Source organism: Psychrobacter sp. NG27 (genome assembly GCF_016106655.1).
Classification (GTDB): Bacteria; Pseudomonadota; Gammaproteobacteria; order Pseudomonadales; family Moraxellaceae; genus Psychrobacter.
This window is the reverse complement of sequence record NZ_JADGIN010000004.1, coordinates 303,584-327,105: the sequence shown is the minus strand read 5'-3', so window position 1 is coordinate 327,105 and position 23,522 is coordinate 303,584. Positions and strand designations below refer to the sequence as shown.

Annotated in this window: 21 protein-coding genes; 14 read left to right on the top strand and 7 right to left on the bottom strand. The window is 43.5% G+C overall.

Going from position 1 to position 23,522, the window contains the following annotated elements; translation table 11 throughout:
- Window positions 1-29: 29 nt before the first annotated feature.
- From IP485_RS09075 to nadR, 3 genes are all read right to left on the bottom strand, one after another.
- Window positions 30-467 (bottom strand): DUF962 domain-containing protein, encoded by a 438-nt coding sequence (locus IP485_RS09075; protein WP_198326946.1) that lies wholly within the window; start codon window positions 465-467, stop codon window positions 30-32.
- A gap of 210 nt (window positions 468-677) precedes the next feature.
- On the bottom strand, window positions 678-1,409 hold the full coding sequence (pnuC, locus tag IP485_RS09070; RefSeq protein ID WP_198326945.1) for a nicotinamide riboside transporter PnuC: 732 nt from the start codon (window positions 1,407-1,409) through the stop codon (window positions 678-680).
- Window positions 1,410-1,521: 112 nt separating this feature from the next.
- Window positions 1,522-2,580 carry a multifunctional transcriptional regulator/nicotinamide-nucleotide adenylyltransferase/ribosylnicotinamide kinase NadR gene (nadR, locus tag IP485_RS09065; protein ID WP_198326944.1) on the bottom strand — a complete coding sequence of 353 codons (1,059 nt, stop codon included), beginning with the start codon at window positions 2,578-2,580 and terminating at the stop codon, window positions 1,522-1,524.
- Between the two features lie 569 nt (window positions 2,581-3,149).
- Between nadR and IP485_RS09060 the strand changes: the two genes are divergently transcribed.
- The 4 genes from IP485_RS09060 (at window position 3,150) to IP485_RS09045 (ending at window position 7,560) form a co-directional block, all read left to right on the top strand.
- Window positions 3,150-3,362 carry a PspC domain-containing protein gene (locus tag IP485_RS09060; protein ID WP_198326943.1) on the top strand — a complete coding sequence of 71 codons (213 nt, stop codon included), beginning with the start codon at window positions 3,150-3,152 and terminating at the stop codon, window positions 3,360-3,362.
- 475 nt (window positions 3,363-3,837) lie between these two features.
- Window positions 3,838-4,824: a glycine--tRNA ligase subunit alpha gene (glyQ, locus tag IP485_RS09055; RefSeq protein WP_194364931.1), complete on the top strand. Its 987-nt coding sequence runs from the start codon at window positions 3,838-3,840 to the stop codon at window positions 4,822-4,824.
- A 9-nt stretch (window positions 4,825-4,833) separates the two neighbouring features.
- Window positions 4,834-6,927 (top strand): glycine--tRNA ligase subunit beta, encoded by a 2,094-nt coding sequence (glyS, locus tag IP485_RS09050; RefSeq protein ID WP_198326942.1) that lies wholly within the window; start codon window positions 4,834-4,836, stop codon window positions 6,925-6,927.
- A 315-nt stretch (window positions 6,928-7,242) separates the two neighbouring features.
- Complete coding sequence (locus IP485_RS09045; RefSeq protein WP_320154195.1) at window positions 7,243-7,560, top strand: hypothetical protein; 318 nt, start codon at window positions 7,243-7,245, stop codon at window positions 7,558-7,560.
- Window positions 7,561-7,637: 77 nt separating this feature from the next.
- Here the strand turns inward: IP485_RS09045 and IP485_RS09040 are convergent, their stop codons facing one another.
- The gene (locus IP485_RS09040) at window positions 7,638-8,084 is read right to left on the bottom strand and encodes a cell division protein ZapA (protein ID WP_197176380.1); all 447 of its coding nucleotides are present in this window, start codon (window positions 8,082-8,084) and stop codon (window positions 7,638-7,640) included.
- 212 nt (window positions 8,085-8,296) lie between these two features.
- Complete coding sequence (locus tag IP485_RS09035; protein WP_198326941.1) at window positions 8,297-8,737, bottom strand: hypothetical protein; 441 nt, start codon at window positions 8,735-8,737, stop codon at window positions 8,297-8,299.
- A gap of 210 nt (window positions 8,738-8,947) precedes the next feature.
- Here IP485_RS09035 and IP485_RS09030 point away from each other — a divergent pair, with 210 nt between their 5' ends.
- The 5 genes from IP485_RS09030 (at window position 8,948) to IP485_RS09010 (ending at window position 14,321) form a co-directional block, all read left to right on the top strand.
- A complete protein-coding gene (locus IP485_RS09030; RefSeq protein ID WP_194364659.1) occupies window positions 8,948-9,601 on the top strand; it encodes a UPF0149 family protein in 654 nt (217 codons plus the stop codon).
- 49 nt (window positions 9,602-9,650) lie between these two features.
- Complete coding sequence (gene argE / locus IP485_RS09025; protein ID WP_198326940.1) at window positions 9,651-10,886, top strand: acetylornithine deacetylase; 1,236 nt, start codon at window positions 9,651-9,653, stop codon at window positions 10,884-10,886.
- Between the two features lie 303 nt (window positions 10,887-11,189).
- Window positions 11,190-11,924 (top strand): LysE family translocator, encoded by a 735-nt coding sequence (locus IP485_RS09020; protein ID WP_198326939.1) that lies wholly within the window; start codon window positions 11,190-11,192, stop codon window positions 11,922-11,924.
- 795 nt (window positions 11,925-12,719) lie between these two features.
- Window positions 12,720-13,934 carry an RtcB family protein gene (locus IP485_RS09015; protein ID WP_198326938.1) on the top strand — a complete coding sequence of 405 codons (1,215 nt, stop codon included), beginning with the start codon at window positions 12,720-12,722 and terminating at the stop codon, window positions 13,932-13,934.
- A 150-nt stretch (window positions 13,935-14,084) separates the two neighbouring features.
- Window positions 14,085-14,321: a hypothetical protein gene (locus IP485_RS09010; protein ID WP_198326981.1), complete on the top strand. Its 237-nt coding sequence runs from the start codon at window positions 14,085-14,087 to the stop codon at window positions 14,319-14,321.
- A 101-nt stretch (window positions 14,322-14,422) separates the two neighbouring features.
- On the opposite strand, the gene miaB is transcribed toward IP485_RS09010, so the two are convergent.
- On the bottom strand, window positions 14,423-15,913 hold the full coding sequence (miaB, locus tag IP485_RS09005) for a tRNA (N6-isopentenyl adenosine(37)-C2)-methylthiotransferase MiaB (protein ID WP_198326937.1): 1,491 nt from the start codon (window positions 15,911-15,913) through the stop codon (window positions 14,423-14,425).
- Window positions 15,914-16,363: 450 nt separating this feature from the next.
- On the opposite strand from miaB, the gene IP485_RS09000 reads away from it, so the two are divergent.
- The 4 genes from IP485_RS09000 (at window position 16,364) to IP485_RS08985 (ending at window position 21,516) form a co-directional block, all read left to right on the top strand.
- Window positions 16,364-18,391 carry a transglycosylase SLT domain-containing protein gene (locus tag IP485_RS09000; protein ID WP_413787028.1) on the top strand — a complete coding sequence of 676 codons (2,028 nt, stop codon included), beginning with the start codon at window positions 16,364-16,366 and terminating at the stop codon, window positions 18,389-18,391.
- A 618-nt stretch (window positions 18,392-19,009) separates the two neighbouring features.
- Window positions 19,010-19,666 carry a hypothetical protein gene (locus IP485_RS08995; protein WP_198326935.1) on the top strand — a complete coding sequence of 219 codons (657 nt, stop codon included), beginning with the start codon at window positions 19,010-19,012 and terminating at the stop codon, window positions 19,664-19,666.
- Window positions 19,667-20,039: 373 nt separating this feature from the next.
- On the top strand, window positions 20,040-21,023 hold the full coding sequence (locus IP485_RS08990) for a malate dehydrogenase (protein WP_240215757.1): 984 nt from the start codon (window positions 20,040-20,042) through the stop codon (window positions 21,021-21,023).
- A 253-nt stretch (window positions 21,024-21,276) separates the two neighbouring features.
- Complete coding sequence (locus tag IP485_RS08985; protein WP_101205760.1) at window positions 21,277-21,516, top strand: DUF2789 family protein; 240 nt, start codon at window positions 21,277-21,279, stop codon at window positions 21,514-21,516.
- 92 nt (window positions 21,517-21,608) lie between these two features.
- Here IP485_RS08985 and ribF read toward each other — a convergent pair whose 3' ends face one another.
- Window positions 21,609-22,691, bottom strand: coding sequence for a riboflavin biosynthesis protein RibF (gene ribF / locus IP485_RS08980; RefSeq protein ID WP_198326934.1), 1,083 nt, complete (start codon window positions 22,689-22,691; stop codon window positions 21,609-21,611).
- Between the two features lie 203 nt (window positions 22,692-22,894).
- Between ribF and IP485_RS08975 the strand changes: the two genes are divergently transcribed.
- Window positions 22,895-23,521: a GNAT family N-acetyltransferase gene (locus IP485_RS08975; RefSeq protein ID WP_198326933.1), complete on the top strand. Its 627-nt coding sequence runs from the start codon at window positions 22,895-22,897 to the stop codon at window positions 23,519-23,521.
- The last annotated feature ends 1 nt before the right edge of the window (window position 23,522 follow it).

Here is a 23,522-nt window from a genome sequence, read left to right as displayed (position 1 = left end):
GTGACGTTTGTGCGTAAAAATCCTAATAACTACTTACGCTGCATCAAACTATTGGCGACCCATGCTGGCCCGATTAATAAGAACTGTAAATCTTTGAGAAATGAGGGCTTTTTGCCTTCGATTTTATGACCGATAAACTGTCCAATCCAAGCGACGATAAAGACAGCTGCCCATGCTTTAAATCCCCATGGCATGACGGCCATCACTGATAGACAGATAAGAATAAACATGCCCATCGCTAAAAACAGTGGCGTTGATAAGCGTATATAGAACAACAACACCAAGGCGCTAAGCACCAAGGTAAACCACACAGATAACGACATGCCCATACCCAGCAGACTGACAAAAATAGTCGGCACACATAGCCAATGTATTTTTTTATTCACTAAGTTCTGGTGACTGACAGCGTACTCACTGAGCCACTGCTCTAGCGTACGTTTGGACATTTTTGGTTGACGACGAGACATATTAACCTCCTTGTTAGTAATGAACATCAGCAACAGATATTCGATAATGCTCTAAGTATTCATAGCATGCTTAGTATCAGTTGTAGCACTAATTGAACCAGTCCACCATGTCATCTGATAGACGGCTCAGTCAAATTCACTCGTACTATTGATGATATATCAGCAAGATTTTATTCAAAATACCAAGGGCTCTTTTCTACAAGAGACACGTTATCCTTGCTCGCTACGATGCCATTCATAAAGACCGATAAAGGCATTTACTTGATACACCATGGTCTGGATAGCAAAAATATAGTTACCAGACATGAGGTTCACGATGAGCCAAACAAAGTTAACGATAATCCATAACCACCAGTTAAATGAATAACGCAGAATCATTGCCGCCTGAGCCGTAATAGACAGTACAAACGCAATGACATTGATCCAAAAGAAAGAAATAAACCCTAAAAACAGACTATTATCATCTGCTACCACTGCGTAGCCATAGCTTGTGAGCAAGTCGTTGACTGTTGGAAAAAGGGCAAGACCAATGGCAATAAATGCAGCGGTAATCAACCAAACAGCCTTGCTTGCTGATTTGGGTATCATATCGCCATCAGGATCGGTGTGCTTTGACCAATAAAAGATACCGTAGACATGGGTAAAAAAATTAAACAATGGCGCGAGCATCAGACCCACTGCGCCAGACGTTGCTTGTACAATCACTTCGCCAGCGGTTGCCCCCATACCAAAGCCATTGCCCATGACGTTTTTGCGGAATGACAGTGACACTACGCAAACTAAGCCAATAAACGAGACCGCTAAATAAAACCAATCAAGCGTAGTATGGTCTGTCGTGAGCCAAAAACCTGCGGACAAAGCAATAACGCCGCAAATAAACCAAATGATAATCCATTGCATCGCCCATTTTCCGGTGATGTTGTCCAATAGCTGAATACGCATTGCTTTTCCCCTAAAGTAAATACTGATATCAATACAGTGTTAACTGTCATGTGCTAGTTGAATAACATGTGCTAGCTGAATAAATTGTTATTATTAATATGCTCAGTGCACGTTATGATTTTTTGCCATAGATATATTGATCAATCAATAGTAACGCTTGTTGATAGCGAGCGTCATAGTCAGGTTGATCAACCATATGCGGCGCAATGTTGTGACGTGCGAAAATATCTATCAGACGCTGCTCAAAGCGTCCGCGTGCCTCAGGCGTCCCTAAAGAACGCATACCGTCATCAATCCATGGCGTATTGTTATCTAGCATGATGGTATGGTCTAAGAGAAACTCATCAATACAAGCGGCCACAAAAGGATGCGTACGACCCTCATACTCTTCACAAAAGGCTTGCGTAGTCACAAAGTCCGTATCAACGATAGTGATAGGAACAGTTGCATTAGCTTTGGCTTCTCGTATTGCCTCAGCATGGTCGAGACAAATAGGACCATAATCACTGTACTGTAATCCGACCTCGCTACCACCCAAATCGGTGCCGACATATAGGCGTCCCATCTCTAGGGCAAAGCTGGCACCGTAGTAATTAGCAAGCTTATGTACTAGCGTTGTCTTGCCTGAGCTTTCTCCGCCGACGATAGCGACGGTCTTGGTATAGTCAACGCGTGCTTGTGGATGAATCGCTGACCAATGGGCGACTGGATTACGAGCGATGGCATAAGAGTCAAACTCAGGCTGCAGCGGTGTTGTGACCACACGCAAAAGTAACTGGTCTTGAATATCGTTTCGCGTGAGCGGATGGTTGTCCGCCATAAACAATATAGTCTCTGCTGATAGTGATAAAGCGTCTATTAAACGCTGCAGTTTGGCATTACTAGCATCGATATCAATACTGACATCGTCGCTAGTGCTATACAGATGTTCGTGCAGCGGTAGCTCGATCTCATGAGTGGTGTGAATATGAATAAAGGGCAAATCCGCACAGGCCATTTGTAGCCAGCGCGCTTTGTCTTGTAAAGTGATAGTAAAGTCTGGATGCGGTGATGGATGCGCCATGATAACAATATGTAAGGTTTTGGCTTGTCCTGCTGCATCCAATATACTGCGCATCTGTCCCAAGTGTAGGGGCTCAAAATGCCCAATCATCAATCCAGTGTCGTACATAGTCATCCTTATTATTGTTTTATATTTATATTTTTCTCAAGTTTGATGATAAGTCAGCTAAAACCTAAGCTGTTCATTAGCATGTTATAAAGGTTTTAAGGGATTTACAGGTAGGTTATTGTAAATATGACTTTTCTACAGATTATTATATTTTCATCAGCAATTCTTTTGCGCATCTAGAAGTAACACGCTAACAGTGATTTTTTGGTAATTAGTGATTTTTAACAGCCATCAGCGCTATCAAAATGCCACTTATCTCTTTGATTAAATTAAAAAATAAGGAGATGTATAAAGAGGCATTGTAAGATTTTAGCAACAAAGCTAGTTTTGAAACATTTTGAAATAACTATTTAAAATCAGGGGTTTGCAGGGTGGTATGACAGGTTTGGGCAAGCTTAAGTATCATAAACTCACAAAGTACGTCTATACCTTCAACAGATAAATTATCAATAGTTGATATACTGAATCGTAAGTTAGCAAAGCAAGATTACTTTTAGTTTGAGTAAGCAAGATAGACAGAAAAATAGAATAAAAATTAAACAAGAATAGAAAATAGAGAGGTATTTGATTTGGCTAAATTAGCAAAATTACATCGCTCACAAAACAATCGTATGATCGCGGGTGTGATGGGCGGTATCGCAGAGTACGCAGGTTGGTCTCCGACATGGGTGAGATTGTTGTTTGTTATCGTTTCATCACTGAGTGCAGCAGTACCCGGCATCCTAATTTATATTGTTCTATGGATAGTGATGCCAAAAGCCAACAGTCAGTCATATCAGTAAAGCCACCTTGATAGCTGTTTGTAAAAGGTAGATAAAGAATCGAAGTTGCATTGAAAAAAACCACATTAAAAAAAGCGACGTTAAAAGTAATCAACCGAAAAGCAGTCCTCCAAAAAATAAAAAGCCTGAATAATCAGGATGCCCAAGACACAATTTTCCTCCTGCCCGAATGCTAACGCATTTGGGTATTTTTTTATTTATCATACCAGCACTTTTTCTACGGCGATTTGCTCACAAATCACTTGTATAACTGAATATTTATGTCAGCTATGCAAATTTAGTTGACGTAAATATGGATAAAATAGTCAATTTTTAGTAAGGTGAGCAGGCAAATAGAGTCGTTGCCAAATAGGCAGACGAGTGCTATCAGAGATTTATTTAATCATCCTCATTTCACAGTGACTTTACTATGAAAACCGAAACTACAACATCCCAAGCGACAACCTCGATGACACAAGACAAAGATGCTCAACCGATGACGTTTCAAGATTTAATCCTAACCCTACAGAACTATTGGGCCGATAAGGGCTGCGTGATATTGCAGCCTTATGATATGGAGGTCGGTGCAGGTACCTTTCATACCGCGACGTTCTTGCGTTCGCTAGGTCCTGAGCGCTGGAATGCTGCCTATGTTCAGCCATCTCGCCGTCCTACGGATGGGCGTTATGGTGACAACCCAAACCGCTTACAGCATTATTATCAGTTCCAAGTTGTACTAAAGCCGAATCCACCTAATATCCAAGAGCTATATTTAGACTCACTACGAGCCATTGGTATTGATCCATTGGTGCATGATGTGCGCTTTGTAGAAGATAACTGGGAATCGCCAACGCTTGGTGCATGGGGACTTGGTTGGGAGATTTGGCTAAACGGTATGGAAGTGACGCAGTTTACGTACTTCCAGCAAGTCGGTGGTATTGAGTGCTTCCCAGTTACTGGCGAGATCACCTATGGTCTTGAGCGCTTGGCGATGTATGTACAAGGTGTCGATAGCGTCTATGATTTGGTCTGGGCAGATGGTGAGTTTGGCCGTGTCACGTACGGTGATGTCTTTCATCAAAACGAAGTCGAGCAGTCTACCTATAATTTTGAGCACGCTGATGTGCCAATGATGGGGCAGATGTTTGATTTCTATGAGCAACAAGCCGACAAGCTGGTTGAGGCAGGATTACCATTGCCAGCCTATGAGATGGTATTAAAAGCATCTCATGCGTTTAACTTGCTTGACGCGCGCGGCGCTATTTCAGTGACTGAGCGTCAGCGTTTTATCCTACGTGTACGTACCCTTGCTCGTAAAGTTGCTTTTGGTTATGTCGAAGCACGCGCCAAATTGGGCTTCCCATTGGCAGATGAAGAACATCGTCAAGCGGCGCTCGATAAGTATCTGCCAAAAGAAGACGTGGCGGCAGACAGCATAGCAACAGAAAGTACTGATACTAAACAATCTACTAACGATAAATAGGAGCATCCCATGAGTACTATTCTATTTGAACTGGGGTGTGAAGAGCTACCTCCAAAAAGCCTAAAACCATTACGTGATGCGCTACAAACCAGTGTCACCGAGCAGTTGACGGCAGCAGATATTACCTTTGATAGCATCAAAGCTTTTGCTGCTCCGCGTCGTTTGGCGATTCAGATTCAAGGTATTAGCGACAAACAGCCAGATCGCACTGAGCAAAAACGTGGCCCTGCGATTAAAGCAGCATTCGATGCAGAGGGTAATCCAACCCGCGCGGCGATAGGCTTTGCAAAAGGTTTGGGTATTGAAGCCAGTGAGCTGACGACTATCAACACTGATAAAGGCGATTATGTTGGCTTTGAACAAACTATTCAGGGTCAAGCAACTACTGAGCTACTGCCTGCTATTTTCCAAACTGCGTTAGATAATCTACCGATAGCCAAACGTATGCGTTCAGGTGCGAGTCGCAATGAATTTGTGCGTCCCGTCCAGTGGGCGGTATTGATGCAGGATGATACTGTCATTGATGCCTCTATCCAAGGTCATCAGACTGGTACGCAAACGCGTGGTCATCGCTTCCATAGCCCTGACTACCATAATATTGCGCATGCCAACGACTATGAGCAACTGCTCGATGGTCTAAAGGTAGTAGTGGATTTTGATAAGCGTCAAATGCTGATCAAGAACCAAGTCAAAGCATTAGCAGATGAAGTCAATTCAGATGCCATCGTACCGCAGGCATTGTTAGATGAAGTCACTGCATTGGTTGATTTCCCCATTGCGCTACGAGCAAGCTTTGAAGCACGTTTCTTACAAGTGCCACAAGAAGCGCTAATCTCGACCATGCAAGCGGATCAAAAGTATTTTTGCTTAACCGATAAGGCTGGCAAGCTACAGCCTTACTTTATCTTTATTACCAATATTGAGTCAAAAGATCCTAATCAGATTATTGAAGGTAATGAAAAAGTCGTGCGTCCACGTTTGGCTGATGCAGAGTTTTTCTTCTTACAAGATCAAAAGCAGCCATTGTTTGCGCTCACAGAGAGCCTGAAAAATCGTGTATTCCAAGACAAATTGGGTACAATCTGGGAGAAGTCTGAACGTATTGCCAAACTTGCCGCCTTTATCGCCACGTTGATGCAGCAGCAGGGCATTGATATTAGTATTGATGAAGCGGTACGTGCAGGTATCTTATCTAAAGCAGATTTGGCCAGCTCACTGGTTGGTGAGTATCCTGAATTGCAAGGTATTGCAGGTACATATTATGCGCGCCTAAATAACGAGCCAGAAGCGGTCGCAGCCAGTTTAGAAGAGCAATATCTGCCGAAATTCAGCGGTGATGTATTACCTCAGACACCGATTGGTATTTGCTTAGCATTGGCTGACCGTTTGGACACATTGGTTGGTATTTTTGCGATTGACCAAGCACCGACGGGTTCAAAAGATCCGTTTAGCCTACGTCGTTCTGCTATTGGTATTTTGCGTATTTTGATTGAAAAGCAGTTGCCGATTAATTTGGTAGCGCTCGTTGAGCAAGCGATTAAAGGCTATAGCGATGCTGAAGGTAGCAAGATTGAAAAAATGGGTGATACTTTTACGCAAGTTATAGCATTTTTAAACTCGCGCTATCGTGCGATGTATACCGAGCAAGGCGTTAGCGTTGATACGATTCAGGCAGTGCAAGCGATTAACCCGCATATGCCACTTGATTTTGATCAGCGTATCCGTGCAGTGCAAGCATTTAGCGAGCTGTCACAAGCGTCGATGTTGGCTGACTCGAACAAACGTGTTGCCAACATCTTGGCAAAGTCAGAAGTGAGCGTGGCTGATACAGTCGACGAAGCGCTACTATCTGAGACTGCTGAGCAAAATTTATATACGAATGTGAAGCAAGCACAGACAGTGGTACAACCATTACTAGAGCAGGCTGACTATACGCAAGTATTGCAAACGCTTGCTAGCTTAGATGAGCCGTTGACACAGTTCTTTGACGGTGTGATGGTTAATAGTGAAGATGCTGCGCTTAAAAACAATCGCTTGGCATTGTTAAAACAGGTTCGTGCGTTGTTCTTGACTGTGGCTGATATTAGCGAGCTACAACTGTAATTCTGCTAAAACCTGATTGTTATTTTAACCTGATTATTGTTTTTAAAGAAAAACCTGGCTTATCATGGCCAGGTTTTTCTTTTATAAAGCAGCGTCATTAGTTGGTACGGTCATTTATAAGCACAGCCATTTTTTAGAAGTGTCATTCAGTGAATTTATTCGACAATTCAGTGTCATCAGCAATTAAACGGTAAAGGCATTGTATTGTCGCTATTATTGACGGTAAAATTTATCTTATCAAAACGTCACGAATAATCATTGGCTGAGCTGTTTTAGCCATTTCTCACGTTTATCCCTCATTGAAGGAGCATTGCCGTGTTTGCCGTTATTATAGTTATCCTCATTATTTGGGCATCGATGTGGGCTTTTTATAAGTTTATGTACCCACGCGCACCCAAAAGCATGATGCCAAAAGAAGGTGATGTGACCACACCGCGCCAGTGCAATTTTTGTGGCAACAGCTTGGCTGAATATCGCGGTGTACTCGAAACCGGTCAGACTACGCCAAGCGTGGCGACAGATAGAGATGGTAATACTGACGCTGATAGTAAAGGCAGTCAGGAGTTGTTCTTTTGCAACTATGAGCATCAAGCAGACTTTCACGCCGGCAAGACTTATAAACCTTATGCGTAAGTAGATAAATGACTGACATAAAAAAGCGCTTAGCTTTATTGGCTAGGCGCTTATTGACTTAATAAAATACGATGCATTTACAGAATAGAGTGTGCGTCTTTCATGATTTTATTGAGTAATGCTTCAGATTGTTTGCTTTGCTGCATACGATCTTCGTCACTTCTTTGATTGGCATGGATTTTTTCATACAAATTCAAGCAGCACAGTACCAATAGGCTCTCTTGACTGAGGCTAGGTGCTTCTTTTTTTAGATCAAGGGCATGATTATTTATATAAGAGACCGCTGACATTAGCTCTTCTTGCTCGTGTACTGGGCAATAGATGGGGTAGGTCACACCTGCAATCGCGATATCGACCTTTTTGATTTGTGGCTCAACAGGCTTAGTCGGTTTGATTGTTGCTTGAGATACTGTGCTGGCTGTGCCTGCTCCGGTAGAGTTGGTTTTTTGAGATTGCGCCCTTATATCTTGCGCTTGGTTATTGTTTGGCTGTTTTTCTATCAGTTTTTTTTGGTCATCAGTCATGATTAATCCTAGCGTATGTGGTCAATGAAATAAGTGATATAGTCAAATCTATACAAATCCGTTACGTCGTCATCCTCGCTAAGCATACTAATGTATAACTTGCACTCGGTTCCCTTGTATCGAAATTATATTGAACCGACTATACGAGTATGACAGGTCGTGCTGAGTAGCTAGATGAACGGTTTGTTTGTATTACCCGTTATCGCTAACGATTAACCTTCCGCTTGGTCAATCAGCGTGAGACGTTGTAGTACCACTTGTGTACGTTCCGCTGCCAGCTGGTTTTTCTTTTGCAGCTCACTGTTCTGTTGTTTGATATCACTGTATTGCTGTTTGAGTTCGTTATTATGCTTTTGCAGATCGCTATTTTGTTGTTGCAATTGGCTGATTTCTTTTTGTTGTTTGTCTTGATCTTCACCAATCATATGATGCGCTTCTGCTAGACTTTGATAGCGCTTGTCGAGATCATTCAATTGTTTTTTAGCAGCATCACGTTCGCTGTAACTGGTATCAAGCTTGGTTTTTAGGGCGGTAAACTCTTTTGAATCAGTAACAGGATGTTGTTTTAGGCTGCTAAGTTCAGCACTGACAAGCTGATACTGTTTTTTGATGTCGAGTACCATTTTTTCTAATATTCTAAGTTGGTCATACATAGTCAGTTTTTATCCTTAACAAGTAAGCGTGAATGAGTTTTGTTCGCTGCATTTAATAATGCCATAGGTGACCGCATAATATCTATATCAACAAAGTAATTACAAGCATGAGGCTTGGTATTTTTACTTTTATTCGTGGGTGATTTGTCTAGGACATCTTGCCGCGACTGTTTTTATTTTATAAGCAAATCAATTACTAGGATCTCTATTATGAATGATAATATCTCTGGCTGGAACACTTGGTTGACTGCGTTTGACGATTGGACCGATGTGTCTATCAGTGAGGTGCACGGTATGATGACAGGGCTGATGACGGCTTGCAATGCCCCTGATGAGGCCGTCTGGGCCAAAGTGTTTGAAGAGCTGAGCTTTTCATCGCTACCTGACGAAGCATTGACCTTGTTGACAGAAGAAGCCGAAGACACTGTGTTTCAGCTTAAAGACAAGGATGATGCATATTCTTATACACCGCTGGTGCCAGATGATGAACATGACTTATACGAGCGCGTGATGGCATTGAAACAGTGGGCAAACGGTTTTATGACCGGTTTTGGTATCACCGACTGTGGCCTCACCAAGGAAGAAAATGAGATGCTGTCTGATTTGGCCAAAATCGGTGGCATTCGCTTAGAAGACGACGAAGATTTTGAAGGCGGCGAAGAGTCTTATTTGTATATCTATGAATTTGCGCGCATGGTACCAGTCAGTTTTGCCACACGTAAGCGCAAGGCCGTCAAAGACATCGCGCTGATCGCTGGACTGTCTATCGATGCAAAAACCACCAAAGAGTTACAAGCAGAAGGAAAGTTGCCAAAGCCAATGCCACCAGTGGTTGATGCGATGAATCAAAATAACCCATCGTAAGGCGTATCTGACACATCACAGTTCTGACAAACCGTAATAAGGATATTGTATGACCATAACTAACGATAACAATGATGACAGTCAAACTCAGCTTGAGTCTGTATATCCCTCCCAAAGTCTCGATTGGCTGACACGCCTTATCGCCTTTGATACGGTCAGCCGCCATTCTAATTTGGCTTTGATTGAAGACATACAAAGCTATTGTGAGCAATTGGGTTTGACGGTCGATTTGACATTCAACGACACCAAGACCAAGGCCAATTTATTTGTGACAGTACCGGCTGGCAAAAACGCTGATATCGTCAATAATGGTCTAGTCTTGTCTGGTCATACGGATGTTGTACCAGTCGATGGTCAGGAGTGGACGTCAGATCCGTTTGCAGCGATGATTCGTGGTGACAAGCTATATGGCCGCGGGTCTTGTGACATGAAAGGCTTTATCGCTTGTGCGCTGAGTCTATTGCCACAGGCTGTGCAGCTATCAAATAATGGTCAGCTGCGTCGTCCACTGCATTTGGCCTTATCGTTTGACGAAGAGGTTGGCTGTTTGGGTGCGCCATTGATATTGGCAGACCTAAAGGCACGAGGCATCACCCCTGACTATTGTATCGTGGGTGAGCCGACCAATATGGCAATGGTAGTTGCGCACAAAGGCATCTCCATTTATCGTTGCCGTGTGCATGGTAAGTCAGCGCATTCATCGCTGACTGCGCAAGGGGTCAATGCCATCAGCTATGCCAGTCGCTTGGTTGGCTATGTAGATGAATTGGCAGAAACGCTTAGCGCTCGTGATGATGGTGATGCGCTGTTCACTGTGCCTTATTCAACCTTGTCAGTCGGTACGATACAAGGCGGCACGGCGACCAACATCGTGCCCAATCTGTGTGAATTCACCTTTGATTATCGTAACCTGCCGCACATGACGCAAGACGATATCCTAGAGCCAATTCAAGCAAAGGCGGCAGAGCTAACGGCTCAAATGCAAGCCCGCGCGCCAGAGACGGGTATTGAGCTATTACAAGAAGTGAGTGTGCCAGCAATGACCGATAATGACAGCGCTGAGCTGCAATCATTGATAGCGGCACTGACAGGGGATGACGAACGTCAAAAAGTGGCTTATGCGACAGAAGGTGGTCAGTTTACCAATGCGGGCATTCCAACGATTATCTGTGGCCCTGGCAGTATTGAGCAGGCTCACAAAGCAGATGAATATGTTGAGCTAAGTGAGATAACACACTGTGATGCATTTTTGCAGAAATTGCTAGACAGCTGCACAAGTAAATAATGTATTAAAATACTAGGGCATGTCCTCAATTCAATCGACAGTCATCTAAATGGGTTAAAATGACTAAATCTTGCCAAACGGCGTCAAATAGCTGACTAATATCTCGATATTATCTGCGCTATCTTCCTTGTTTGACTACAATTTATCTCATTTTTATCACCATTTTTAAAATGAGGACACGCCCTAGACATAAGTATATAATATGAGTAAGTATAAATAATACCGCCTAAATGGCGGTATTATTTTTTGGTAATGTAGCGACTCTTACGAGAGTTGCTAATTTATAAATAGTAGGGGTTTGTTGTGACTTGGCATCTGTTTGCATTGTTTTTCGCCAGTACTTTTTTTATATCAGCGACCCCAGGTCCGAACATGCTGCTAGCATTCCAGTATGGTATGAACTATGGAGTGAAGCGAACGCTGTGGACGCTGGCAGGGTTGAGCCTTGGGCTATTTATACTCCTCCTCTCGACCCTGCTTGGACTCGATGTGATCAGTCGCCAGTCACCTTGGCTATTGACGATTATCAAAGCAGTTGGCGCGGCGTATTTGATTTATCTAGGTATCGGCTCATGGCGCGATGCGGGTGATGGTAGCTTAATGAAAGACGCTCGCGAAATGAGTGAAGACGTCGCAGAGGAATACTTTGCGTTTGACAGTGAAAGCAAAGCTAATATACTGCAGCCACGCTCGCTATCTAGCGCGGCAGTCAAAGTATCTCCAAGTAACACGACCTTATTTCGTACAGGTGTCTGGGTATCCTTATCTAATCCTAAGGCCATCTTATTCTTTGCGGCATTTTTTCCGAAGTTTATCAATTTTAGTGCGCCACTATGGCCGCAATATGTCTTATTGACCCTAGGCTTATTTTTGAGTGAGACAGTTTGGCAGATTATTTATACCTTAGGTGGTAAAAAGCTCGCAAGCTGGCTAGATGTAGGCAATCGCCTAGCTTGGCTCAATCGTGGTTGCGGAGTGATATTTATAATCATTGCTGCAGCTCTATTAGCTGAAGTTATAAATAGCTTTATGGTTTAAATTTTTTTAAGCTCTATGTTTGAAGTAAAATTTTAAAAGCAATACGTTTAATGGATATAAATTTCATGATGTTTCCTATGTAAATAAAATTAATTATTGACTTTATTTTTTAAATCGTTATTATTACCATATTGATTTATTAGCTTCTATGTAAGTGATAAGTTATTCCAATAAATCTGCTACTATTGTCTACAATAATTAGCCACAACCTATGGAGGAATCATCGTGTCCTATTTAACTATCAAGACGTTTTTAAAGATTGAATGTGTAAACTACCTGACAGCAATGACAACTTCGAAAAGGTTTGGCTGAATCTATATATAAGCTATTGAGTAATATCCTACTTATTGGTATTAACAAATAGCCTTCTGTATCTACTTGCGCTAACCCTCTTCTAGGTCTACTGTGCCAAAATCGCTCTGCGATTGTGCTAAGCCATATTACGCTTGCTGTTATCTGTCTACCTAACATTTTTCTTTACCGCTATTGCTAATGAGGCAATTCACGCTATTGTTTAGCGTATGCTTTTCTGCGTGCATAATATTTATGCTCTCAATTTTGGTACGGTAAAAGCTTTCTTTAAAACGTCCATCATAAATTAACCATGCATTTTTATTGATTTTTTAATTAATAAAAATACGGTATTTTATTGTCTTTATTTTATGATTTATTAACTTATGTGCTTATTAAACGTATCGTTTAATTGAGGTGGGTAAGTAATGTCTAAAAATTATAATAGTCAAAATAAAAATATTTCGTATGGTTATTAAAATAATAAAATGGAAATAATAAATAATGAGCATTAAATTAATATTAAACGAAAATCGTAAACATGGCGTACCCGTCAAGATTTATACCTCGGACGTTGAGCAAGGTGCGATGCAGCAACTACGCAATTTAGCTCAGTTGGAGTTTGTACACTCGCATATCGCGGTGATGCCCGATGTGCACGTTGGCAAAGGCGCTACAGTCGGCAGTGTGATTCCGACCAAATCCGCCATTATTCCTGCCGCAGTCGGTGTCGATATCGGCTGCGGTATGAACGCGGTGCGTTTGTCCCTGAAGGCGAGCGACTTGCCTGATAGCTTAAGGTCATTACGCTCAGTAGTGGAGCAACAAGTACCAGTCGGCTTCAACATGCACAAGCAAATCCAAGCCAAGAACTCAACGCTTGATCCACTAGGTAAACGTCTAAAACCAATTACTGATAAGCATCCAGGTTTACTTAAAATGCTCAAAGGTTTTGAGCGTACTTGGGCGAAGCAGCTTGGCACGCTGGGCGGTGGCAATCATTTCATTGAGCTGTGCTTGGATGAAAACAAGGATGTCTGGGTCATGCTGCATTCTGGCAGTCGCGGCATCGGTAATTGTATCGGCCAGTACTTTATTAATTTAGCAAAAAAAGAGCGTCAATCGCGCTTCGGTCATGTTCCAGATCGAGATTTGTCTTATTTTGCCGAAGGGTCTAATAGCTTTGCTGATTATGTCGAAGCAGTGGGCTGGGCGCAGGACTACGCGTTAGAGAACCGCCGCGAGATGATGCGCTTAGTGATTAAGTCACTGCAGTCGCCACAAGCAGGATTGCCACGATTTCAGCTGACCAAAGAAGCCATTAATTGCCATCATAACTATGTCAATGAAGAGGTGCATTTCGGTGAGCAGGTCTATGTGACGCGTAAAGGTGCTATCAGTGCCTATGCAGGTGAGCTCGGCATTATCCCAGGCTCTATGGGAGCAAAGTCCTTTATCGTACGTGGTCTGGGCGAGGCTGAATCGTTTTGCTCATGTTCACATGGGGCTGGGCGCCAGATGAGTCGAGGCAAAGCCATGCGAGCGTTCACTATCGATGAGCTAAAGGCGCAGACGGATGGTGTCGAGTGTCGCAAAGACAAAGGCGTCATCGATGAGATACCCGGCGCTTATAAAGACATCGATGAAGTAATGGCCAATCAAGCTGACTTGGTCGAAGTGGTGCATACGCTGAAGCAGGTCATGTGTATTAAAGGCTAACGAGTAAAACCATAGCGAATCACGACGGCGTCAATCGAGCTTAATGTACTAAGTGTACTATTTGCGCTCGATTTCCTAGTCGCGGCCTCACTATGTTGTTACTCGAATATATAAAACAGATTTAGAGTTATTAAAAATATAGGTAACAATATGAGCTTAAAAGAAACCTTAAAAAAGGCCAAACAGATTGAACGACAGTTAGAGCAGCAAGCTGAGACAGGTGTGCAACACTCGCTAGGCACTGTCAAACCACGTAATTATCTAGCGCTTGATCCACTATTAAGAAAAGGTGGTATTCATGAAAAAGAAGATATCGATATCGTCCGAAAAAAACGTCGCCGCGAGACCAAACAGCAGTTACGGAAGACAGATTGGCTATCAGAATAATGAGTATTAATATTAACCCCCAAAAAAGCCGCTCGCTATTATAGTGAACGGCTTTTTTATTTTTGCTAAAACTTATAGCTTAACCATTGTTACCTTAACCACTATGCCAATACTTCGATTAACTCACCTTTGACCATGTGCGGGCTGACGAAATCAGTAATACGTACGCTCACGAGTTTACCCAACATCTCATCCATTTTCTCAACATCATGAGGGAACATGACGGTACGGGTGTTATCTGCAGTACCGATTAAACAGTCAGGATGACGGTTGGCAACTTGTTCAACCAAGACGCGAGTCGTAGTGCCGACCATTTCATGCGTTTTAGCAAGTGTTGAGTCAATGATGACTTTCTGAAATTCAGCCAAGCGAGCTTTTTTAGTGGTGAAGCTCACATCATCTGGCAATTCTGCCGCTGGCGTGCCTGGGCGCTTAGAGTAGATAAAGCTATAAGAGTGATCGAAATTCAATTCTTTTGCTAGATTTAAAGTATCTTGGAAATCTTGATCCGTCTCACCAGGGAAGCCAATGATAAAGTCGCTCGACAAGTGAATATCCGGACGAATGGCTTTAAGCTTGTTAATCTGATTGATATACACATCAATCGTATGGTTGCGTTTCATCGCCGCCAAGATAGCGTTTGAGCCACTTTGAACTGGTAGATGCAAGTGCGACACCAGCTCTGGCAATTGTGCATACGCATCAATGATGTCATCAGTGAATTCAAGTGGATGGCTGGTCGTATAGCGAATACGCTCAACGCCATCGACATGCGAGACATAATGCAACAGCTCAGCGAAACGGCAAATGCTGCCATCATCCTTTTCACCGCGATAGCCGTTGACATTTTGACCCAAGAGATTGATTTCACGCACGCCTTGCGCTGCTAAGCTATCAATCTCAGCCAATACGTCATCGAGTGGACGTGACAATTCTTCACCGCGGGTATAAGGAACGACGCAAAATGAGCAATATTTTGAGCAGCCTTCCATGATAGAGACAAAGGCTTTAAAGCCTTCTACTCTTGGCTCAGGTAAAAAGTCGAATTTTTCAATACTTGGGAAAGAGACGTCAACTGTGCCGATACGATTTTTTGGTGCAATCTCACGCTGTTCATGTGATTGATCATATAGCTCTGGCAGACGATGCAAGGTTTGTGGGCCGAATACCATATCGACGTAAGGCGCACGTTTTTGAATATTGTCGCCTTCTTGCGAGGCCACGCAACCACCGACACCGATCACAAGGTCAGGGCGTTTTTCTTTTAGTTTGCGCCAACGACCCAATTCTGAAAATACTTTCTCTTGCGCCTTTTCGCGAATAGAGCAGGTATTCATTAGCAGTACATCGGCCTCATCGATATCATGCGTGACTTCCATACCGTGGGAATCACCGAGCACGTCGAGCATCTTGCCAGAATCATAGACATTCATCTGACAGCCTTGAGTGGTCACAAAGACTTTTTTGGTGGCTGGTTTATTGACAGGGGATTGGGCTGAACTTGCTTCATTGAGTGCAGTGACAGCAGGCGCGCTTGCGGTTGTTTCAGCAGCAACGTCATGATTGCGGGGATTGAATACAGTAACACTCATAAGGATAAGTCCATGATTGACTAAAAATATAGCGAAATATAGCAGGGTAGCCGATTAACAGGTGGCGTATTTTATCACAACCCTCTAGCAATGTGAAAAATTAGCACAGGCTATCTATCCGTCATATTATAAATAATTCATAGTAGGATCAATTATTTACTATCATTGGTCTCTATTTTTATAGAAAACAAGCAGCACTATCATTTCTATGTTACACCGTACTGTCCTATTTATTGACAAAAGGTAAAGTGGATGGTTGAAAGCGTGATGAGTATAGTATGATAAGCGCAATAACCTCGGCGATGTTTGGTCAATCGTTGTTCACATATTTGTAGAGACATAATAAAGAGAGTCAATATGACAAAGTTGCGTGTTACTCGTAACATCAAGGATGAAGCGTCTATCAGTCAAAAACACGCGTCAAAGCGAATCACAGTAGGTACGCTACGGATGAGTGCACTGAGCGTCGCAACAGCAGTGAGTGCGCTCGGCATATCACAAGTGGCCTGTGCAGAGCTGACATGGGGCGATGATGAGAGCTACCAGCAAGAAAGCAATTATCAGCAAGACAGCAGTATTGATTCGTTTATGGGCGCTGCTATCGCTGCTGATCGCGGTGATGTCAGTGCGCTCTATAATTATGAGCAAACGATGAGTGGTAGCTTATTTGCGATGTATCCCACTTACTGGCGCATGAATCTAGACCTCGATTCACAGAGCTCAGCGGCTGTGTCGCAGTTTGTGCGCCAATATCCAGATACAGTGATGGCTGAGAAGTTAGTGGCTGACTTTGCTGAAACCAAGGCGAGCTCTAACGATTATGCGTCGGTCAGACAGGTGGCCAATCTGATCACCAATGCAGATGCCAGTGAGCGCTGTGCGGTGGCTTTAGGGTTCAATAATGGCGGCGATACCATGCGCGCTATGGCAGCCAAATCTGATGTTTGGTTGAATACCCTAAAGCAGCCTGCGCTATGTGACCAATTAGCGATGGAGATGAATAACAACGCACTGATCAGTAATCAGGATCGTGCCTCACGCCTCAAGCGTATGCTTCGTAAAGGTAAGACAGGCGATATCATGGCGTTGTCGTCTCGTTTAGGTACGCCTATTGATTACTCAGCATTGAGTGAGGTTCAGCTCAATCCGTCCGAATTTTTTAGTCGATTTGGTCGTGAGCCTGCCAGTCAAACCAATCAACATCTGTATTTATATGCCATTGGACGCCTAGCTGATAAGTCTTATCGTGAAGCGCAGCAGCAGCTGGATTTTGACATTAGACAAGACAATCAGCGCTCAGTAAAACTGCTGAATGATGACACCCGTCGCTATGCTTATCGTACCCTTGGGGTAAAGCGTATGAATCATAATACCGATGATGGTTTCAACGCTGAAGCAGTGGACTGGTTCCGTAATAGTTTAGATGATGATTTTAACTTCGAAGAAGCAGAAGACTATGCCATGGCGGCGATTCGCTTTGGTCGCTGGGATGATGTGGTCGAAGCCATCTCAAAAATGGAAGCCGAAACCCAAAAAGGCAATCAGTGGCAGTATTGGTTGGCGCGTGCTTATGAGCAGTCAAGCAGTAGTAGTAAGCGCAGCACGGCCAAAAAAATGTATCAAAATATCGCAAAGAGTAACGACTACTACGGTTTGATGGCAAAAGACAAAATAGGCCAGCGTTTTGATGCCCGTCAACTGGGCGGTAGTAACTTGCCTAATGTCAGCACCGCTGATCGTGCCCGTGTCATGCAGGATGGTAACTTTGCGCGTGCTTTTGCGCTGTATAACTCTGATGCCAGCCGCGCTTATGCCAATCGTGAGTGGAATTGGGCCGTCAAGCAGGCACGTGATAAGCGTGATGATAATCTAATCATCGCTGCAGCTCGCCAAGCGTATGATATGGGCTGGCTCGACCGTGCTATTTATGCTGTCGACAATACAGACAGAGTCGATAGCGTTGCGCTCTCACATCCAATGCCGCACCAAGATGCTGTGGTTCGTTATAGCCAGTCAGCAGGGATTGATCCAGCATGGGCTTATGGCATCATGCGTCAAGAGAGCCGCTTTGTCACATCGGCGCGCTCAAACGTTGGTGCCAGTGGACTGATGCAAGTCATGCCTGACACCGCAAAATATATCGCTCGCAATTTGGGTGAAACCTATAGCGCCAGTCGTGCCAACACGGGTGATACCAATATTCGTTATGGTACGTGGTATATGGGTGATATCTTGGGCAAGCTCAATCGTCAGCCTGTCGTTGCCACGGCAGGCTACAATGCTGGACCTAATAATGCCAAGCGTTGGCAGCCTGTGTACGGTTCGCTCGAGGCCGATCAGTACGTCGAGTCAATCGCATTTCCTGAGACGCGCAACTATGTCAAACACGTGATGGAAAATGCTACTATCTATAGCAGTCTTTTGGGCGCTCATCAGCCGATCAGTCAGCGTATGGGCACAGTACCTGCTGTCTTTTAATCTGCTTGGTTTTTTATCTGTACCTAGTTTTAGATGCGGCACCGTATCAATTAGAGTATTAGAGACATAGCTCAATTGAATAGACCACTAACACATCATTGTTAGTGGTCTATTGTTATCAGCTTATAGATTGACCAAGACTTGTCGATTTGTCTAGGGCGTGTGGCGTGTCCTCATTTCAAGAATAGTGGTAAAAATGAGATAAGTTGCCGTCAAACAAGGAAAATAGCACAGATAATATCGAGATATTAGTCAGCTATTTGACACCGTTTGGCAAGATTTAGCCATTTTCAACCCATTTAGATGACTATCAATTGAATTGAGGACATGCCCTAATAAAGTGCTTGTTTTCAAAACACTTCTTGACCATTAGGACAAAGTTTACGTTTTTGCTATAGATTAAAAAGAACGTTTTGTTACCATTAGCCTAGCAAGTACCCAAATTTTTTAAGCTCATAAGTAGAGGGTTATCTCTCTTATACCTGAATACAGCACCTTAAACTATCGCCTATCTTTTATCATTGCTAACGAACTGTCCTCAGCCCTATGATTAAAAAAGCCAGAATAAGCGTAAATATACCGTCACTTCGTTGCTTATACCCATTAGGTACAAAAGTGATGAACAGTCATGTCACGGGTAAAGTCAATACGGCGGTGGGTTTTGGTGCCTTGCTAATCATGCAGGGCATTATGATGTTATCTGCCCAGGCTGCAAATACCGTCAAAACAGGTCAGCGTGTGCTGATGATTGAGATGACGCCAGCACTTTGTAGTCTGCAACCAACGCGCGCACGTATGCGTCAATGCCTAGAAGGATATTCGCTGACGGTATCAGGCTTGGACATGGGGTATGGTGAGCGCTGCGGCCGTGGTAGTGAACCACGATTGACCCCATTACAGTTAAAAGTAGTCAATCGTATCATGCCAGATACTACGGTACGTAGCCAAACCTGGCAACGCTATGGTGCCTGTAGTCCGCTAAGTGCCAGCAGTTATTTCCGTCAAATTACCAACTATGCGGGTGCATTAAAGCTGCCCAATGAGCTCAATACTGGCAACAGTTATACCGTCACCAAATCGCGATTTATCAGTCAAATGACCCGTCTAAACAGTGGTATGTCTACTGCTAGTGTTGATCTTATTTGCCAAGAGGGCAGTCGTCGTCAGTCCATATTGACCGACATACATGTCTGCTATGAAGGTAGCGAGTTTGGCTCCTGCTATGGCAAAACTGACAACTGTGGTAGCAAGTTTATTATCTCAGGTGGTCGTTAATTTTTAATCAAAACCCTCCATATATCGTCTCTTTAATGATGACTTTCCTGTCATTTATTTCTATTTTTTAGCGAACATAGTCCAATTCTAGCGTCAAATAATGGCTCTCTATCCTGCTATCTTATCTTCTATAAAGTGCTCAAGCGTATAGTCCAAAAGGATTTGAGTACTATAAGAGTCATCTCGTATAAAATGTAACAATATAATCTTCAGTGGTCGTCTTGCGGTATCTAGACGGTTAATGTGATGAAGTGCTACACTAGCTCTCGGTTTATAGATGCTGCTACGCAGCTCACCACTCGATATATAAAACGATAATCATCCATTAGCGTTATGAATTATCTAATAATCAATTAGGGAGTATTCCATGTCAATGAAACAGCCTTTACGTGTTGCCGTCACTGGTGCCGCTGGTAATATCAGCTACGCGATGCTATTTCGTATTGCATCTGGCGAGATGCTAGGTAAAGATCAGCCAGTTATTTTGCAATTACTTGAAATCACTCCAGCACTTGACGCCCTAAAGGGTGTGGTCATGGAACTAGAAGATTGCGCATTCCCATTGTTGGCGGGTATTGTTCAAACTGATGATGCTAACGTTGCATTCAAAGATATCGACTATGCTTTGCTAGTTGGCGCACGTCCTCGTGGCCCAGGCATGGAACGTAAAGACTTGCTAGAAGCCAATGCTGCGATTTTCTCAGCACAAGGTAAAGCATTGAATGACGTAGCAAGCCGTGACGTGAAAGTATTGGTAGTGGGTAACCCTGCGAACACCAACGCGCTTATCGCTCAACGTAATGCACCAGATCTTGATCCACGTAACTTCACAGCAATGACTCGTCTAGACCACAACCGTGCCATGGCTCAGTTGGCTGGCAAAACTGACAGCACTGTCAATGACGTGAAAAAAATGATCATCTGGGGTAATCACTCATCAACTCAGTATCCAGATCTAACGGCTTGTACTGTTAATGGTAAGCCTGCACTAGATCTAGTTGATCGTACTTGGTACGAAGGCACTTATATCCCAGAAGTACAACAACGCGGCGCAGCGATTATTAAAGCTCGCGGTGCATCATCTGCTGCTTCTGCTGCCAACGCTGCTATTGCACACATGCGTACGTGGGCACTAGGTACTGATGAGAACGATTGGGTATCTATGGGCGTTTACTCAAACGGCGAATACGGTATTGCGGAAGGTTTGATTTACTCATTCCCATGTACTTGTACTAATGGCGACTGGTCTATTGTAGACGGCGTTGATGTATCATCTGATTTCTCAAAAGAGAAAATGGCTGCGACTGAGCAAGAGCTTAGCGAAGAGCGTGATGCAGTAGCACACTTACTACCATAAGTAGATATTTTGCTTAAGTGGTAATACCAAAAGTAGCACACAAAAAAGCCCTCTGAAATATGAGGGCTTTTTTGTGTCTGTCTGAACCAGTTTCATGATTTTTTATCGTGAATTGGCTAAATGGATAAAAACTTGCTATTAACACAATTGATAACGTTAGATAAACGTTGATTAACAGCTTTTTAAACGAAACTTGCTACAATAATTAAGTCAATTTGAATAATAACTAATTCACACTATTTAAGGAAAAATTATGTTGGGTGAACCAGAATATAATATGAATGAGCTATTTGCTCAATTGGGTCTTGATAACACTGATGAAGCGATTGATAACTTTGTCGAAAACAATCCACTATCAAGCGAAGAAAAGTTAACTGAAGCGAGCGTTTGGACGGACAACCAGCGCATGTTTTTGCAAGAAGAATGGCAAAAAGACGCAGCATGGGTTGAAGTCATTGACGACTTGAACGTGCGTATGCATCCCGATGCCTAAACACGTATAACCAATAACATATAGCTAATAAAAAGCCCCAAGATATTAATATTATCATGGGGCTTCTCTGTGCGGATGAGGTTAGCTAAACCTTAAGCTTGTTTTTTACGCCACTCAAGTAAATCAGCGACATCTTGATGAATGCCAGCCTTCAACGCCTCTAAGCCTTCATAACGGCGCTCGCCATGCAAAAAGTGCAAGAAGCGTACTTGCAAGTTCAATCCATATAAATCGGCTTGCAGCTCTGGGAAATGGACTTCAAGTCGCCAGTCACTGCCTTTATTCACCGAAGGTCTGATACCGACACTGGCTGTGCCAAACAAACTATGCGTGCGCAGCCCTGTTATACCAACTTTTTCGTTAACCGCATTTACGGTTAGGCCATCAGCTATCACATTACCATCCTCGTCTAGGCTGACCACATCGACTGCAAAAATACCATGCAAAGCTGGTTTTATTCGCTGCAAATCGATATTGGCGGTAGGGAAGTTCATAGTGCGACCAATCTGATCGCCACGAACGACGGTTCCTGTGATGGCATAGTGACGACCAAGCAAGGCATTGGCAGCTTGAATATCACCTACTAATAATAAATCACGAACGCGAGTAGAGCTGATACGTGTAGCGTCGTTATCGATAGTATCAATACTGCCGCTACCAATACTATCGCTATTAGTATTGCCATCAGTGACCGTATGCAGATTGGTCACATCCAAGCCATAGTGACGCAAAAACTGGCTGTCACCAGTGCGGTCATGACCAAAGCGAAAGTCATCACCCAGCACCAGTGCTTTTACATTCAAGCGCTTGGCCAAAATATCTGCAAACGCCTGTGCAGATAGTGAGCGAAAATCGCTATCAAACCCTGCCACGATTAAGGTCTCAACCCCATACTCTGCGAGTAACGCTTGTTTTTCTGCCAAGTTGGTCAAACGGGCAGGTGCTTTATCAGGGGCAAAAAACTCACGCGGCTGTGGCTCAAATATCATGACAGCAGCCTCAAGGTTTTGGGCGCATGCAATGTCACGGACTTGAGCGAGCATTGCTTGATGGCCCAAGTGAACACCATCAAAGTTGCCAATCGTCAGCACGCAGGGCGATAGCGCTACTGGACTGGTAGTTTCAGACAGTGTGCTTGGTGATGCGATCAGTTGCTCAAGAAAATAGGTTTTCATAAATTTCAGCTATGACAAGACCAAATAAAAAAACGAAAAAACACATCTATACTTAACATTGATGTGTCTCAAATCAGCCATTATAAAGTAAAATAGCCACACTAACACCCTATAGTCTGTGTGCAATGATGGCATGACCCATAGGATGATTATTCTTTATTATCAACGATGCTAATCACAATCCCAATAACGATGGAGATCTTATGACCGATGCTGCCTTAAATACCAACCCAACCGAACTATCAACATATCAGCTCAGCGATCAGTTCTTTGTGCAGCGTGCGAGTAAAGAAGATTTAGCAGGCGTTTTAGACGTTTATAACCAAAGCATACCTGGTAAACAAGCAACTGCCAATCTGGCATTGGTCACCGTAGATGAGCGTATGGCTTGGTTTGAAGAGCATATAAACAGTACCACGCGCCCCATTTATGTGGTCAAAAAAGCACTAGCGCATAACGACAGCACAGAGCAGACAGTATCGCAGGTAGTGGCATGGGGCAGCTTTAGCGATTTGTACGCGCGCACCGCCTATCATATCAGTACAGAGATCAGCGTTTATCTAAGTCAAGACTGCCATGGGCAAGGACTTGGTAGCTCATTGACACGCTGGATGCTGTCTCAAGCGCCACGCTTAGGAATACGCAATGTCATCGCGCTAGTATTTGCTCACAATCAGCCAAGCTTAGGACTGTTCCGCAAGCTTGACTTTGAGCAGTGGGGATATATGCCAGAGGTATGCGATATGGATGGATTCATCGCTGATGTCGTGATGCTCGGTAAAGCCGTGACCTCAGACAATACCTCAGATAAAGAGACTAAGGCGCGTTAAC